This is a genomic window from Kitasatospora sp. NPDC091207, from assembly GCF_044768625.1.
Lineage (GTDB): Bacteria > Actinomycetota > Actinomycetes > Streptomycetales > Streptomycetaceae > Kitasatospora.
On sequence record NZ_JBIVVS010000040.1, the window covers coordinates 1 to 14718 of the forward strand.

15 protein-coding genes and 1 tRNA gene are annotated in these 14718 nt (G+C 72.0%); 8 read left to right on the plus strand and 8 right to left on the minus strand.

What is annotated here, in order from left to right:
* Nucleotides 1-390 precede the first annotated feature (390 nt).
* The 5 genes from ACIQTO_RS36130 (at nucleotide 391) to ACIQTO_RS36150 (ending at nucleotide 3995) form a co-directional block, all read left to right on the plus strand.
* Entirely contained in the window at nucleotides 391-618 is a 228-nt protein-coding gene (locus ACIQTO_RS36130; protein ID WP_328954395.1) for a hypothetical protein, read from the plus strand.
* Nucleotides 619-848: 230 nt separating this feature from the next.
* Entirely contained in the window at nucleotides 849-1253 is a 405-nt protein-coding gene (locus ACIQTO_RS36135; protein ID WP_402397452.1) for a hypothetical protein, read from the plus strand.
* 93 nt (nucleotides 1254-1346) lie between these two features.
* A complete protein-coding gene (locus ACIQTO_RS36140; RefSeq protein WP_402397455.1) occupies nucleotides 1347-1709 on the plus strand; it encodes a hypothetical protein in 363 nt (120 codons plus the stop codon).
* Between the two features lie 437 nt (nucleotides 1710-2146).
* Nucleotides 2147-2350 carry a cold-shock protein gene (locus tag ACIQTO_RS36145; protein ID WP_030918248.1) on the plus strand — a complete coding sequence of 68 codons (204 nt, stop codon included), beginning with the start codon at nucleotides 2147-2149 and terminating at the stop codon, nucleotides 2348-2350.
* An 847-nt stretch (nucleotides 2351-3197) separates the two neighbouring features.
* Complete coding sequence (locus ACIQTO_RS36150; RefSeq protein WP_402397458.1) at nucleotides 3198-3995, plus strand: hypothetical protein; 798 nt, start codon at nucleotides 3198-3200, stop codon at nucleotides 3993-3995.
* Nucleotides 3996-4666: 671 nt separating this feature from the next.
* On the opposite strand, the gene ACIQTO_RS36155 is transcribed toward ACIQTO_RS36150, so the two are convergent.
* Nucleotides 4667-4954, minus strand: a complete 288-nt coding sequence (locus ACIQTO_RS36155; RefSeq protein WP_402397460.1) for a hypothetical protein — start codon at nucleotides 4952-4954, stop codon at nucleotides 4667-4669.
* Here ACIQTO_RS36155 and ACIQTO_RS36160 point away from each other — a divergent pair.
* On the plus strand, nucleotides 4856-5434 hold the full coding sequence (locus ACIQTO_RS36160) for a tyrosine-type recombinase/integrase (protein WP_402397540.1): 579 nt from the start codon (nucleotides 4856-4858) through the stop codon (nucleotides 5432-5434). The genes ACIQTO_RS36155 and ACIQTO_RS36160 overlap by 99 nt on opposite strands.
* A gap of 371 nt (nucleotides 5435-5805) precedes the next feature.
* On the opposite strand, the gene ACIQTO_RS36165 is transcribed toward ACIQTO_RS36160, so the two are convergent.
* The 7 genes from ACIQTO_RS36165 to ACIQTO_RS36195 all read right to left on the minus strand — a co-directional run bounded on the left by ACIQTO_RS36165 (nucleotide 5806) and on the right by ACIQTO_RS36195 (nucleotide 12070).
* Nucleotides 5806-5882 (minus strand) — tRNA-Pro (locus ACIQTO_RS36165).
* A 137-nt stretch (nucleotides 5883-6019) separates the two neighbouring features.
* Nucleotides 6020-7270 carry an MFS transporter gene (locus ACIQTO_RS36170; protein ID WP_402397463.1) on the minus strand — a complete coding sequence of 417 codons (1251 nt, stop codon included), beginning with the start codon at nucleotides 7268-7270 and terminating at the stop codon, nucleotides 6020-6022.
* 290 nt (nucleotides 7271-7560) lie between these two features.
* Nucleotides 7561-8349 carry a DUF1684 domain-containing protein gene (locus tag ACIQTO_RS36175; RefSeq protein WP_402397465.1) on the minus strand — a complete coding sequence of 263 codons (789 nt, stop codon included), beginning with the start codon at nucleotides 8347-8349 and terminating at the stop codon, nucleotides 7561-7563.
* Between the two features lie 239 nt (nucleotides 8350-8588).
* Nucleotides 8589-9449, minus strand: a complete 861-nt coding sequence (locus tag ACIQTO_RS36180) for an acyl-CoA thioesterase (RefSeq protein WP_402397468.1) — start codon at nucleotides 9447-9449, stop codon at nucleotides 8589-8591.
* A 340-nt stretch (nucleotides 9450-9789) separates the two neighbouring features.
* A complete protein-coding gene (locus tag ACIQTO_RS36185; protein ID WP_402397543.1) occupies nucleotides 9790-10491 on the minus strand; it encodes an alpha-ketoglutarate-dependent dioxygenase AlkB family protein in 702 nt (233 codons plus the stop codon).
* A gap of 121 nt (nucleotides 10492-10612) precedes the next feature.
* Nucleotides 10613-11002 (minus strand): transglycosylase family protein, encoded by a 390-nt coding sequence (locus tag ACIQTO_RS36190; protein ID WP_402397470.1) that lies wholly within the window; start codon nucleotides 11000-11002, stop codon nucleotides 10613-10615.
* A 240-nt stretch (nucleotides 11003-11242) separates the two neighbouring features.
* Nucleotides 11243-12070 carry a transglycosylase family protein gene (locus ACIQTO_RS36195; protein WP_402397472.1) on the minus strand — a complete coding sequence of 276 codons (828 nt, stop codon included), beginning with the start codon at nucleotides 12068-12070 and terminating at the stop codon, nucleotides 11243-11245.
* A gap of 711 nt (nucleotides 12071-12781) precedes the next feature.
* On the opposite strand from ACIQTO_RS36195, the gene ACIQTO_RS36200 reads away from it, so the two are divergent.
* Together ACIQTO_RS36200 and ACIQTO_RS36205 are read left to right on the plus strand one after the other, a co-directional pair.
* Complete coding sequence (locus ACIQTO_RS36200) at nucleotides 12782-13624, plus strand: hypothetical protein (RefSeq protein WP_402397546.1); 843 nt, start codon at nucleotides 12782-12784, stop codon at nucleotides 13622-13624.
* A gap of 255 nt (nucleotides 13625-13879) precedes the next feature.
* Complete coding sequence (locus ACIQTO_RS36205) at nucleotides 13880-14587, plus strand: hypothetical protein (RefSeq protein ID WP_402397473.1); 708 nt, start codon at nucleotides 13880-13882, stop codon at nucleotides 14585-14587.
* Nucleotides 14588-14718 lie beyond the last annotated feature (131 nt).

Below are 14718 nucleotides of genomic sequence, written 5' to 3' on the forward strand. Positions count from 1 at the left end.
ACAAAGTTCATGGGAACCACTACTGCAACTGAGACGACTCTAGCAGGCCCCGGCCCGCCACGGGCGGATATTTCACCCCCGGTTCCACGAGGCCCTTCCCCGGGCCGCCGGCCGCGAGGCGCCAAGACAGTCAACATGCTTGCACGGCAGCCAGATTGGGAACGCACCCCGCCCCTTCGGCGCCGACCACTGGCCCTTCCCGGAAGGGCGAGTCGCGCGGGCGCCGAGCGCCTGCCCCGACGGCGACAGACCCACGAAAAGCGACACACCACGCCCACCGGCGCCGTCCGGGGACACACCGGCCGGATTACGCGAAATTCCTGCCGCAACTCCGAAATTGAGCGCCCCGGAAGGACCCGCTCCCGCGATTTCCGGCGCATACTGCAGGAAATGACGAAATCTGCAGCAGTCCGCCGCGTCCTGCCCACCAGCCCCTTCAAGGCCCGGATCGAAGCACCTCGCAAGCACTTCGCCGTCGGCGACCGCGTCACCCACGACACCTACGGCCTCGGCCGGGCCATCGGCGTCGAAGGCGACAGCGACATCGCGGTACTCGTCGACTTCGGATCGCGCCAGGAACGCATCACCCAGCCCTACGCCGCGATGTTCAAACTCTGACCCAGGACACACGCGTTCCCAGCCGAGCGCGACGCACCGCGCATGGCGCGGACCCTGCCGCGCGCCCCTGGACCATCGCACCGGTCCGCCGTCCAGGAGCGCGCGCCCAACCAGGTCGAACAGGCACCCCCGATCCCGCCCCCGGGCCGCACCGGCGACAAACTTGAACAGTACGTGACACCTCGTCACCGATGGCCGACTGCGGGGTGGGCAGGCGATAAACTCCGGACGTGGATGACAAACATCTGTTTGAGTCCGTCTGCGCAGTGCTCTCCCGCCGAGGGTTCGAGCCGGCACCCCCGCAGGCAGCCGGACTCTCCGTCCGACTGCGCCCGAGGACCGGCCTCGTACTGGGATGGCGGCCGGGCGAGGACCTGATCGGACCCACCCTCCACGCCTGCCCGCATCCCGCCGACGCCGCCGGGCGCACCGAGTTCCGCGGCATCCGCACCGCGCTCATGCTGGCCCTGTCGGAGGTCCTCGGCGATGCGGGGTTCACCGTCACCGCCCTCGGCGACAACCTGCTCGTCACCGCCGACCCACACGATCCGGGCACCGTCTCATCCCCCACGGCCGCTCCCACCTGTCCCGCACCCCGGCGCAGCCGGCCGGCACGTCAGGTCGTCGCCGCGTAGCGTCCGGCGTACGGACGACGACAGGCCCGTTGCCGCCATGGCCGCCGCCCCGGGCGCGTGAGGCCCGGGAAGCCGTGTCCTATTCTGGGGGTCATGTCGAACCCTGACGGGCTGCTCGTCGACATCGCCGCGATGGTCGAGTCCGAGCACAGCAACCAGATGTCCCTGACCGTGGTGGTCCCCGGCGCGGTGATCACCGGCCGGCTCGCGCCGGTGACCCTGTGGTGGGAGCGGGTGGCGGAGGTCCTCCAGACCTCGGAGCACCTGAAGCCGTTCGCCGCCCTCTTCGCCCCGCCCCCGGGCGGCCCGCCCGCCCGGCCCACCCATCTGCATCTCCACCGGGCGAAGATCCTTCAGGGCGACTTCGCACTGCCCCACACCGGCGGTATGTACCGCATCGCCATCGAGGACGTCAGTAGCTGGACCATCGGCGAACTCGGCTACTCCCACGGCTGACAGCCACTGCCGGCCGAACCGCCACCCGGCTTCGCCTCCCACGTCTCAGGTGCCTCGTGCCCGCCGGGCCGGCCGGGCCGTTTCCGGGCAACGGTGCGGCCGGCACGATCCGGGCCGAGTCCGCGGGGCGGCGTCGGCGGCCGCGCGCGCTCCAAAGCCTGGCAGACCATCCGCAACCCGTAGATCTCACGGCCTGGGTCCTACGGGCCGCGCGAAGGACCCCGCGACACGTACTGATGGCCGCCCACCGTCGGGGCACCGAGCCTGCTACACTCTTCCGAGTTGCAGTTGTGGTCCCATGAACTTTGTGTGCGCCTGCTGATGTATCGCAGGCGCCTTTTTGTTTCCCGGCTCTTCCCCGGGTGGGTGCTCATCGCGGTGACTCGGAGCGCGCGCTGTGCGGGTTTCGGAAAGTCCCCTTTGAAGGAGATTTCTTTATGGCTAATGGCACTGTGAAGTGGTTCAACGCGGAAAAGGGCTTCGGCTTCATCGAGCAGGAGGGTGGCGGCCCCGACGTCTTCGCCCACTACTCGAACATCAACGCCAACGGCTTCCGTGAGCTGCTCGAGGGCCAGAAGGTCGAGTTCGACGTCACGCAGGGCCAGAAGGGCCCGCAGGCCGAGAACATTCGTCCGCTGTAGTTTTTCTGCCACGGCACCCGCCTGGTAGCGAGGGGCCCGCACCGCGTACACGATGCCCGGTGCGGGCCCCTCGGCATTGCGCCACGCGCACTCCCCGGCCGCTCAGGCTTCTGACTCCAGCCTGGTGGGCACGTGTGCACGACGCGGAGCACCCCGTCCGCACCTGCCCGACAGGGCTGGTGCCCCGGTTCTGAGCCGCTCCGCCCACATCGAGCGCCGTCTGCCGATCACGCGCCGCGCGCAGTCCCGTCCGCGGCCCGCGCCGCACACCCACCGGCCCGTCCCTTGCGACCTCCCGCTGCCCGGCACCGCGGAGCTTCCTCGTGACGTGCCGCCCGAGAAGGGTTCTTCGCATTCCCACTCCCGACCACTGCTCGCACCGACCCGCCGACTCAGGGGCACTGCTCCCCGCGAACACCCCCGACCGGTCCCACTCCGCACGCATCCCTCCCTTCACGCATGCGATGCCACGTCACATTCCTTCTGCACGGCGCAGGTTCGCGGCGCACACGACGCAAGCGCTCACCCGCTGCGCCTACGCGGTCCGGCTCCGGCTCGCCCTGATGGTGGGCGGCATGTCGACCGACCGTCAGGCCCAGGCACGAAGCCACGGGAGCATCACCGAGTGGTCGCCGAAACCGGCCATCACGCTCCTGCCGCTCTGACGTATCGGGCCGGCGTTTCTCCTCCCTGCCCGACACGCGGGTACGGACGGTCCCTGGCCGTTTTGAACAGGCCGGCGCCGCTCGTGCCCCGGCGGCCCGAACCGCCCAGCGCGCCCGGCCAGACACCTGCGGCAGCGCACGTCAGCCTCCGAGTCCGACCCACCTGAGCAGGGGATTTCCTGATGCCGTTCGAGATCACGCACGCGACCGTCCCGACGCCGGGCGGCGTCAGCGAGGCTGCCGTCGTCACCGGACCAGGGTTCGCCTTCGTCCTGGACGGCGCCACCGCCACGGGAGCCACGACGGGCTGCACCCACGATGTCACCTGGTACGTGGAGCAGTTGGCGGGTCATCTCTGCGCGCAGTTGCTCACGGACAGCTCGGCCGGTCTCCGGGAGATCCTGCGCACTGCCCTGACTGTGCTGGTCGACGGGCACGGCCAGACCTGCGACATGACAAACGCGGACAGTCCCTCGTCGACCGTCGCGGTGGTTCGTGAGCGGGACGGCAGCCTGGACGTCCTCGTGCTCGGCCACTCACCCGTCGCGCTGCACCGGACCAACGGAGCGGTCGAGGTCATCGTCGACGACCGGGTGGCATATCTGGGCTCGTACACAGAGGACGCCGTACGCGGCTACCGCAACAACAGCACCGGTGGTTTCTGGGTGGCCGGTGCGAAGCCCGAGGCCGCTGACCATGCCCTGACGGCAAGCATCCCGCTGTCGCAGATCCAGCAGGTCGCCGTCCTGTCCGCAGGTGCTTCCCGCCTGCCCGAGCGGTACGGCTGGAGCTGGCCGCGCTTCATGGTCGAGCTGTCCGAATCCGGGCCCGGCCAGGTCATCGGCGCGACACGCGAGGCCGAGGCGTGCACGGCGACCGGGGCATTCAGGGGCAGGGCGCACGACACCGCGGCCATCGTCCTTTGCCGCCCGTCCGAACCGGCGTACGCGACGGAGAAGGTCGCCGGGACCACTCCCTGACTCGGTCGCCGCAGCCCGCGAGATCGGCGGGGCGCGCGAGGGCGCGGGTACTGTTCCAAGCGCGCACGGTTGGCTCATGGGCATCGTGGTGCTGCCGGCACTCGTCGAGCCGCTGGACACACGCGTCCCGCAGGGTGGGCGACGACCCGGTCGCCGCCTTGGCGGTACGCCGGGCCCACCTCAGGTCCTGGGCCGGACGTTCCCGGTGACCCGTCACCCCGGGCCGGTGACCGCTGTGCGCCGGAGACCGCCGGCCATGGTGGCCGGCGCGGGCGGGGCAGCCTTGGTACCCCACCACGCTGGAGCGGACTCTGCCTGACCTGCGACGCGCCGCCCGCGAAGACTGACGCCCAGCTGCGCTGTGGTGATGCAGCAACAGCCGTCCCGGTCAGGCGTTCAGCGGTGCTGCCATAGACGATGCGAGAAGGCCGAGATCACCGAGTACTTCGCCGCGGCCGTGGACATCCACCACATCTTCCCGCAAGCCTGGTGCGAGCGGGAGAACATCCCCAGTGGCAGCTTCAACTCGATCGTCAACAAGAACCCGCTGACCGGACGCACCAACCGGATCATCGGCGGGGCGGCACCGTCCTCCTACCTTCCGAAGCTCGCCAAGAACGCCGAGGTGGAAGCCGAGACCAGCTCAAAGCCGGCCGCGGGCGCCAGGCCGTCTACCACTGCCTCGCCACCCTCTCCAGCACCCTGGGCTCAGCAGTGCGCATCCACCGGCTCCCGTTCAACGCCGCCCAGCCCATGCCGATGCGCCGACCCCGCGCGGCGAACGCGTCCCCTGAAGTGCGGAGCAGGCCGTCGAGTTCCTCGCCCACTGCCGCGAGGAAGACCCCGCCTTCGCCGATGTCATCGAGGTGATCATCGGCACCGGCCTGCGCAAGGGCGAGGCGCTCGGTCTCCAGCGCGCGTGCGTCCGGATCGACGACCGCGTCATGTTCATCCGTCACACGCTCTCCGCGATCGACAACCACGAACTCGTCCTGACCGCGCCGAAAACGAAGAAGAGCCACAACTGGGTACCCCTGTCCGAGCGCGTCGCCGCAGCACTCCAACGCGCCATCGCCAGGAACACCTCCGCCGACAACGACCACGTCTTCCAGGGCGCCGACGGCAAGCCCCTCCACCCGGCCGCCGTCCGCCGGCGCTTCCACGAACTGCGCAAGCAGGCCGGACTGCCCCACGTCACCATCCACGACCTGCGCCACCTCGCCGCCACCCTCGCCCTGGAGGGCAACGTCTCCATGGCCGTCATCTCCAAGACCCTGCGGCACTCCACACTCTCCACCACCGCGAACATCTACAGCCACCTGACCTGGGACGTCGCCATGGCCGCCGTCCACACCATCGAAGCCCGCTCCCGAGCCGGCACCGACGCCATCGCCCGGAACAGCCCCGCGCCGAACCCGCTGTTCAGCCAAGCAGCCTGACACCTGCACGACCGCAACCACCCAAGGCCCACCGACGCCACTCAAACCGCCCGGCGTCACGATCCGTAACTGATACACGCCCAGGCGCACGGCCCGTCACCACAACTGGTGCCACGGGCCCCACAGCCATGCCCAATTCGGAACCACGCCCGCTTCAACAACGAACGAGGCCTCAATCGCCCGACGAACACGCTCAGTCACTGCAATCGGGGCGAACAACAGGCACACAACGGGCGTGCGGGAATTCAGGGATGCGCCGAAAACACTCCCCAAGGCGACGTGAACGAGCGTTCATGACCACACTGCGACCACCACAACAAAAAGGCCGCCCTCACCATTTGGTGAGGGCGGCCTCCGACCTGCGAAAACGCTGGTCGGGACGACAGGATTTGAACCTGCGACCCCTTGACCCCCAGTCAAGTGCGCTACCAAGCTGCGCCACGTCCCGTGGTCTCGGCGCCTTCGGCGGAGCCTGGGGGGCTCTGCGGTAGGGCTTCTCGACCTTGTCTCCGGTGTCCCGGTGACGTGGAAAACAATACAGCACGTCGGGGGGTGCTCGCTGCCAGGTATCGCGGGGTGGTGGGGTCAGGGGGTGGGGTGGCGGGCGTCGTAGCGGAGGAAGGCGGGGCGGCGGGCGGCGAGGAGGGCGATGGCGACGACGCAGGCGAGGCCGCCGCTGATGACGGAGGTGGCGGGGTTGGTGAGGGAGGCGACGGTGCCGGACTCGAAGTCGCCGAGGCGGGGGCCGCCGGCGACGACCACGATGAAGATGCCCTGGAGGCGGCCGCGCATCTCGTCGGGGGCCGCGACCTGCATCATCGTGTTGCGGAAGATCATGCTGACGGTGTCGGCGCAGCCTGCCACGGCGAGCAGGAGGAGGCCGAGCCAGAGGTTGTGGATCAGTCCGAAGGCGGCGATGGCGAGGCCCCAGGCGGCGACGGCGGCGAGGACGGCCATGCCCTGGCGGTTGACCCTGCTGACCCAGCCGGAGAACAGGGCTCCGGTCAGGGCGCCCACCGCCGGGGCGGCGACCAGCAGGCCGACGGTGCGGGCGTCGCCGGCGTAGAAGGTGACCGCGATGGCGGGGAAGAGGGCACGCGGCATGCCGAAGATCATCGCGGCCAGGTCGGCGAGGAAGCTGGTGCGCAGGTTCGGCTGCTCGCGCAGGAAGCGCAGGCCGTCGAGGACGGAGGCGCGGCCGCGGCGGTCGCCGAGCGGGCGCATGGCGGGCAGGCGCCACATCGCGTACAGGGTGGCGGCGAAGGCGACGGTGTCGACCAGGTAGGCGGCCTGGGTGCCGTAGGCGCCGATGAGGACGCCGCCGAGCATGGGGCCGACGGTGAGGCCGAGGTTCATGCTGACGGTGTTCAGGGCGTTGGCGGCGGGGAGTTGGTGGCTCGGGACGAGCCGCGGGATCATCGCCGACCGGGCCGGTGAGCTGAGCGCGAAGAAGCCGGCCTGGACGGCGACCGCGGCGTAGAGGACGGCGACCAGGCCGAGCCCGGCGAAGGCCTGGGCGGCGAGGACGGCGGAGACGGCCGCGAGGCCGGCCGAGCCGATCAGGCCGAGGCGGCGCCGGTCCACGGTGTCGGCGATCGCGCCGCCGTAGAGGCCGAAGGCGATCAGCGGGAAGAGCGAGAAGAGCCCGACCAGACCGGTGGCGAAGCTGGAGCCGGTCAGATCGTAGACCTGAACGGAGACCGCGACGGCCGTCATCTGCTGGCCTATCGAGGAGACCGCCTGGCCGAACCAGACCCGCCGGTAGTCGACGTTGTCGCGCAGGGGACTGAGGTCCGCGAAGGCCTTCCGGTACCAGGGCGCCGGCGCGGAAGGCACCGAAGGCACCGGGGGAACGGAAGGCACGGCCCCGGCGGAGAGCGACGGGGCTTCGGCGGGGGACGGGGCGGCACCGGACGGCGCGGCGCCAGAATTGGCAGGATGATTGGTCGACACAGCCACCCATATTCGACCCGCGTCCGCGCGCCCCGCTCACCGGGGTGTCGCCCGAGCGGCCACAGGCCCGTTGGGCTGGGCGGCCGCCATGGACGACAAGGGCGGCCCCATCGCCGACACGGGCGGCCCCACCCACGACACCTACCCCCGGTGAGCGGCGGCGACGGCGACCGCTACTTGGTCAGGACCTGCTTCTCCCCCGCCTCGACGGCGAAGTCCAGCCGGTTGCCGGGCGGCGGGAACGGGCAGATGAAGTGGTCGGCGAACGCGCACGGCGGCAGATAGGCGCGGTTGAAGTCCAGCAGCGTACGGCCGTCCGCGTCGGGCGCGGGGAGGGTGATGAAGCGGAAGCGGTAGGTGTCCGCCCCGCTGGTCGCGTCCGCGATGACGCCGCTGAGCCTGCGGCCGGCGCTGCTGACCGTCAGCGTGCGGTGCTCGCCCGCCACGGTGAACGCGATCCGGCCGGTGACGGCCAGCGGGCGGTCCTTGCCGTCCGCGTTGGGGACGAGGACAGGCTGGGCGTCCCCCTCGAAGGGGGTGAAGACCGCCGGGACGGCCCACTCCGGCGAGTAGGGGTACGCGGAGATCCCGGCGAAGGACTGCCGGCGGGGCGAGTCCGGGTCGAAGACCCGCAGGGCGAGTTCGCCCTCGCGCTCGATCGGGACGAGCAGCAAGTCCCCGACGGAGGCGGTGTCGGCGGCCGGGTCGGTGTCCGGGCGGAGCAGCACCTCGCCGTCGACCGGACCGGGCGCGCCGGCGAGGGTGATGCCGTCGGCGGCCGTCGCCCGGGCCCGGACGCCCTCCGCGTCGGCCCACCAGCGACCGGGCAGGCCGGGTATCCCGGTGGGCTCGGGCTCCAGCCAGTGCGTGCCGGTGAGCGCCAGCTGGCCGTGCAGCGCGCTCACCGCCGCGGCGCGTCCGTCGCTCCAGTGCTTCCAGTCCTCTGCGGCTGTCGCCGTCATCGGTATGCCTTCCTGCTCCGTCGTGGCCCACCGGGCCGTTCTCGGCGCACGGCCGACCGCCGTCCGGCCGTGCGTTGTCCGTCATCCGCTCAACGCCGACCACCGGGGTGGATCATTCCCGGCGCGGTCCGGCCACCGACCGAGGGCGCGCACCGACACCGGCAGCCACCGACCAAGGGCACGCACGCGCGCCGCCGATGGCGAGGCGGGCGCGGCCCCGCCCGGACAACGGGGGCGGATCAGTCCTTCAGCGGCCGGAACAGCCCCTCCTGCACCACGGACACCACCAGTTGCCCGTGGCGGTCGAAGATCTGCCCGCGCGCGAGACCGCGGGCCCCATGGGCTATCGGGGACTCCTGCTGGTACAGCAGCCAGTCGTCGGTCCGGAACGGCCGGTGGAACCACATCGCGTGGTCGAGCGAGGCCATGTCGAAGTGGCGCGTGCCCCAGAGCGGCTCGACGGGGGCACGGACGGCGTCCAGCAGCGTCATGTCGCTCGCGTAGGTGAGCGCGCAGACGTGGATCAGCGGGTTGTCGGGCAGCGCGCCGTTGGTGCGCAGCCAGACACCGCTGCGGGCCTCGACGCCGGCCAGCTCCTCCTTGGTCCAGCGCAGCCGGTCGACGTAGCGGATGTCGAAGGGCTGCCGGCGGCTGATGAACGGAGGCAGCTCGCCCAGCCGGGAACCGACCTCGTCCAACGCGCTCGGCAGGTCCTCGGGGGCGGCGACGGCGGGCATCGGGTACTGGTGCTCGATGCTGCCCTCCTCCGGGAGGTGGAAGTCTGCGGTGAGCGCGAAGATCGAACGGCCGCCCTGGATCGCGAGCACCCGGCGAGTGGTGAAGGAGCGGCCGTCCCGGATCCGGTCCACCTGGTAGACGATCGGCACGCCGGGCACACCGGGACGCAGGAAATAGGCGTGCAGCGAGTGGACGGGCCGGTCGCTGTCCACCGTGCGCCCTGCCGCCACCAGCGCCTGGCCCGCGACCTGGCCGCCGAACGTCCGCTGGAGCGCCTCCTCGGGGCTGCGCCCGCGGAAGATGTTCAGTTCGATCTGCTCAAGGTCCAGCAGCTCGACGAGTTCGTCGACAGGGGTACCCATGCGTGCGCTTCCTCTCCGGGCGGCCGACCCGGACGGAGGTTTCCCGCCCGGCTGCCGACGCCCGTTCTATCGAATTCTCCCGCCCAGTCGAATCCTTCAGCGAGCCAGGGCATTCCGCCCGTGCCCGCACCTCCCCACCGATTCACTCGAACGAGGACCCATCGTCCCGAACGCCGCGTCGAGACGACATCCCCGCGCCATTCCCGCACCGTCGCCAACCGGTCGGGGGTACCCCGTAGGGCCGTGGAGAAGCGGCGAGCGGCGAGCGGCGAGCGGCAGCGCGGACGACGAGGGCCGGGACGAGCAACGGAGCACCCCGCCAGAGCCTGTCAGAGAACTCTCAGAGACCGGACTGGCGGACCGTGATGTTGAGCCGACCGGTCAGCCCGAGCGCCGGATCCGCCGTGCCGGGCAGCGTGCGCACGACGCCGTGGTACGCGAAACGCGTCGGGCCGCCGAACACCAGCAGGTCGCCGCTGCGCAGCTCCAGGTCGGTCCACGGCCGGGTGCGGGTCTCGGTGTTACCGAGCCGGAAGAGACAGGTGTCACCGAGGGAGAGCGACACGACCGGTGCGTCCGCCCGCTCGTCGCGGTCCTGGTGCAGGCCCATCTTCGCGCCGTGCGGGTAGTGGTTGACGATCGCGACGTCCGGCTCGTACCCGGCGGCTCCCGCGATGTCGTCGACGGTCCCGGCGTACGCCTCGGCGACCGCGCTGCGGGCGAGCCGGGCGAGCTCCGGCGGGAAGGCCTTGACCGGTGCGCCGTCGGCCGCGACGCGGCGGTAGCCGTAGGGGTACCAGTCCCACCCCAGGCCGACCGTGCGGACCGACATCATGGCACCGTTCGGCATCCGCACAGTACGCATCCCGGCGGGCGGACGGGCCCAGTCCCGGCAGGCGGCGACCAGGCGGAGCTGGGCGTCGGCGTCGAGCCAGCCGGGGACGAGCACCGCGCCCGGTGCCGGCTCGGACCGCCCGCGCGCCGGGGCCCCACCGGAACCGGCGACGTCGCCGTCACCGGCACCGAACAGCTCGCCCTGCATCACGCCACCATCCTCCCGCACCGGGCTGACAGGCAGGCAGCCGGAGGACGGAGGACAACGGCAACACGGAGCCGGCGGCCCGCAAACAGGGCAGGCGGCACCGAAGCGACGCCCTGCCCACTCACCCGTGGTCGGGCGGCCCCTCACCGATCATCCCGATCTCCCGGGCACAGGCCGGCCACGCCTCCCACCCCTGCATGCGGAGGATCTCCTCGGCCACGGTGGTCTGCTGGCGCCGGCTCGCACGGTCGGGGCGGTCGGCGAACCGCAGACCGCCCGCCTCCTCCCACGTCGGCGGCCAGATCTGCAGGCCGCCGAAGTAGCCGTTGCCGGTGGCGGCCCGCCAGTCGCCGCCGCTCTCGCATTCGGCGAGTTCGTCCCAGATCATGTCCGCCACCGTCGAGGCGGCCCGGGCACGTCCGCCCGGGAGCAGCACGGCGGCCGGTAGAGCCAGGAGGGCGAGCGTGAGGACGAGAGCGAGCAGAGGGGCGGCGGCCGCCGCGGCCCGCACCGGGGCTCCGGTCGGTAGGAAGGATTCGCGGCTGATCCTACGAACGCTGGGAAGGCACAGCAGCCGACCCTAGGCACGCGTCTCGCCCACCCGCCCCGACACGCCGGAGACGCCGACAGCCGCTCCCCCGCACAGCGGAGAAGCGGCCGGTCGAACGACGCGTCCGGGGTACGGCGGCCACCTGGACCAGGCGGCCCGGCCGAACCGGGAGGCCCCGAAGGACCCGAAGGATCAGACAGATCAGACGGTCAGCGTCTGGCCCGGGAAGATCAGGTCGGGGTTGCCGCCGATGACCTTGGCGTTGTCGTTGTACAGGGCGTGCCAGTCGACGCCCTGGGCGGCGGCGATGGTGCTGAGGGTGTCGCCGGCCTTGACGGTGTAGTTGCCACCGGTGACCTGCTTGGCGTCGTTCGACGCCGGGGCGGCGGACTTGGCGGACTTCGCGGCCTTGTCGGACTTCCACGAGGCGGCGGCGTCGGCGGACTTCGGCGCGGCGGCGGCCTTCGGGGCCTCGACGGCCTTGGGCGCGGCGGCCTTCGGGGCCTCGGCGGGCTTCGGGGCCTGCGCGGGCTTCGGGGCCTGCGCGGGCTTCGGCGCGGCGGTGGCGGCCGGGGCGGCCGGCTTCGCGGCGGTGGTCGAGCCCGCGGAGGTGTCGACGGCAGCCGGGGCGCCGCCCTTGGTCAGGCCGGCCTTGACGGAGCAGACGGGCCAGGCGCCCGGGCCCTGCGAGGCGAGGACCTTCTCGGCGACGGCGATCTGCTGCGCCTTGGTGGCCACGTTGGCCTGCGAGGCGTAGGCGGTGCCACCGAAGGCGGCCCAGGTGCTGGAGGTGAACTGCAGACCGCCGTAGAAACCGTTGCCGGTGTTGATGGCCCAGTTGCCACCGCTCTCGCACTGGGCGACAGCGTCCCAGGTCGAGACGGAGGCGGCGGAGGCCGAGGTGGCCGTGACGAGGCCGGCCACCGGCAGGGCCGCGACAGCGGCGCCCGCCACGACAGCCATCCGAACGCGGTTGCGCTTGGTGACGGTGGAGGTGGTGGCAGCGGCGGTCTCGTTACGGAAGGTCATGAGGTTCCTCTCGACAGCCCCGGGCGGGCATGCGGAACCAGACCCTCGAAAGGAGCCGAATCGCTCGCCGCGTCCATCGGGCGGCCGGGCACGTGTCGGACGTGCCGCGCCGCCCCGGCCACCCGCCACGCACCGGCGACCAGATCGAGCGGTCGCATCGGCGGGCACTGCCTGCGCCGGGTCGAACCGGCGGGCTGTGCGTCGGGGGTGAACCCGGGTGGTGCTCGTTGCACCGCCAATGAAGCTACGAGGCGGCCGCCGGGGAACCAAACAACCGGCGGTCTGCCCAGCTCAGCAAGGCGTTACCAGCGGTAATGACCTTGCAAGCGTGCCCGAATTGTCCGTTATGGCCATCATTTCCTAGATCAAACATCGCCCAGCCGTGACTCACCTCACGGTTTCATTCCGGCAGTCCCGTCGCCGACATCGACAGATTGTGAGCAGTCGGCCACGTGGCGCGGTCGGATCAGGGGCAATTCCCGTCAGCCTCGACACCCACCCGTGACCCCTGCCACAGGGGTCCGTTGGTAAAGGCGGCCGGAAACGCCCCTCGCCCCGCCGGCCGGTCCCACCGCCCGACCCGCATCACCCGACCCACCGCCCGACCCGCGTCACCCGCCCCCACCGCCCGACCGGAGCGCCCCGCTCCCCGCCCGCGTCAATCCCTGACAGCCGGCGGACCCGACAACCCGAGGAGTACCAGTGCCGCGCATGCTCGCCGTCAGCGACGAGGTCCGATCCGAGATCGGCGACGACGAGGCCGACCGCCTGCTCGGCGGCGCCCACGCACCCGACAGCTACGAGTGCACTTCCTGCCGGACCCCCGGCGACTCACTCCAGGAGCCCACCAGCACGGTGCTGTTCGTCGGCGAGGAGACCGCGGTACTCGCCTTCGCCCACGCCCGCTGCATCCCCTCCCAGGTGGTACCGGTGTCCGAGGAGCAGCTGGTGGGCGCGGTGCGCAGCATCAGCCAGGCACAGGCCGACGGGCCGGCGCCGGCCGCGCCGGTGACCGCCCCCGCCATCCCGGGGCAGGCCGCCCCGAGCCCCGCCCCGTCCGCCACCCAGCCCACGGCGCCGGGACAGGCCGCCATCCTCGGCATCACCTGCGGTCTCGTGCTGCACGGCGGCACCGGCCACGCTTCGATCGTCGTCGAACCCACCGGACCGGTCGGCCGTCCGGGCAACACCAGCGGCACGGACGAGTTCCTTGACCTTCTCCAGGACGCCGGCTTCCAGCCCGTCACCGACCTCGACAAGACGCCGGACCAACTGTCCGGCTGGTCCGTCCTGGTGGCGATGGGCAAGCTGCACGCGATCCTGCAGCCGGCGGCGGCCGGGGGCAGCACCGGATGGTGGCAGGCGCACCAGCCGCTCCAGGTCACCGATGCCTGGCGGTTCGCCGCCAACCAGCTCACGGAGGTCACCATGTACGCGGTCCCGGCCGGCATGGTCGGCCGGCAGCCGCGCGAGGACCTGCTCCGCCAGGCGCTGGAGCGTGCCGTCGCCCTGGGCCAGGTGGTCGGCGCCTCCCTTCCGCTCGCGGGCACCTGAGCCCCCGGGCGCACCCGACCCCGCACCGGCAGGCCGCGGAGCCGATACCGGCCGTCCCGGCCGGCCCCCACCCGGCCCGGTCGGAAGGCCCGCCACCGGCCGATCCGCTCCCCCGATCGGCATAGGCCAACCTTCCGGCCGGGCCGACGCGCCCCGCATCCCCTGGCGGGCTCGCTCGTTGGCCCCTATGTGTACAGCTACGACGTCTCCGCATCCCACCACCGGTCCACCACCGCCCCCCGCGTGATCCCGGGCATGCGCCCGTCGTACGACGCTGAGCACCCGCACTCGGCCACACCGATCTACGACGAGCTGTACTCGGAGTACCGGCGGCTGTTCCGCGCACTGCCCGGCGACCGCTCGGGCGAGGAGAACCTGAAGTTCGCCGGCTTCGCCGTCCGGGACGGCTATCCGGTGCTCGCCGAGCCGCGCCCGTACCCGCCGCAGCACCAGGCGTTCCAGACGTACGCGGGCCAGGGCGTCGGCATCCCGCAGTTCATGCCGAGCCAGCAGACCGGGCCCGGGCACACCGGCCACCACACCAACCAGTCCGGCCACACCACGGGCGCGCACCCCACCGGTACTCACCCCACCGGTACTCACCCCACCGCCACGCACCCCACCGGTACGCACCTCTCGGACACCCACAGCGCCGGCACCCACAGCGCCGGCACCCACAGCACGGGCACCCACAGCGCCCACCACACCCCCGCCCACCACACCCCCGCCGACGCCACCAGTGACGGCCTCGGCCACGCCGGACCGGCCGCCCAGTCCGCCCAGCCCGCCCAGCCCGCAGCCCAGTTCACCAACGGGCAGGGCTGGGTCGCGGCCGGCTACCTGGGCCCCGTCCCGCACCCGATGCCCGCCCCGGCCCCGGCGATGGGTGCCGGCCCGGCCACCGGCGGCCGCCACCGCAACCTGCTCTCGCTCCCCCCGGGCCGCAGCAGCGAGCAGCACTGACCGCACCCGCAGAGCCACCGCCACCACCGCGCACACCCCGGCACACACGCGGCAGGGCCCCGCCACCGAAGTGGCGGGGCCCTGCCGTCAAGCCGTCTCTGCCGTCAAGCCGTCTCTGCCGCCGGGTGACC

Coding starts and splice junctions, on each gene's coding strand:
- ACIQTO_RS36200 (WP_402397546.1), top strand. CDS start 12,782: ATGCTCGCCGTCAGCGACGAGGTCCGATCCGAGATCGGCGACGACGAG.
- ACIQTO_RS36195 (WP_402397472.1), bottom strand. CDS start 12,070: ATGACCTTCCGTAACGAGACCGCCGCTGCCACCACCTCCACCGTCACC.
- ACIQTO_RS36205 (WP_402397473.1), top strand. CDS start 13,880: ATGCGCCCGTCGTACGACGCTGAGCACCCGCACTCGGCCACACCGATC.
- ACIQTO_RS36180 (WP_402397468.1), bottom strand. CDS start 9,449: ATGGGTACCCCTGTCGACGAACTCGTCGAGCTGCTGGACCTTGAGCAG.
- ACIQTO_RS36150 (WP_402397458.1), top strand. CDS start 3,198: ATGCCGTTCGAGATCACGCACGCGACCGTCCCGACGCCGGGCGGCGTC.
- ACIQTO_RS36140 (WP_402397455.1), top strand. CDS start 1,347: ATGTCGAACCCTGACGGGCTGCTCGTCGACATCGCCGCGATGGTCGAG.
- ACIQTO_RS36145 (WP_030918248.1), top strand. CDS start 2,147: ATGGCTAATGGCACTGTGAAGTGGTTCAACGCGGAAAAGGGCTTCGGC.
- ACIQTO_RS36175 (WP_402397465.1), bottom strand. CDS start 8,349: ATGACGGCGACAGCCGCAGAGGACTGGAAGCACTGGAGCGACGGACGC.
- ACIQTO_RS36130 (WP_328954395.1), top strand. CDS start 391: ATGACGAAATCTGCAGCAGTCCGCCGCGTCCTGCCCACCAGCCCCTTC.
- ACIQTO_RS36185 (WP_402397543.1), bottom strand. CDS start 10,491: ATGCAGGGCGAGCTGTTCGGTGCCGGTGACGGCGACGTCGCCGGTTCC.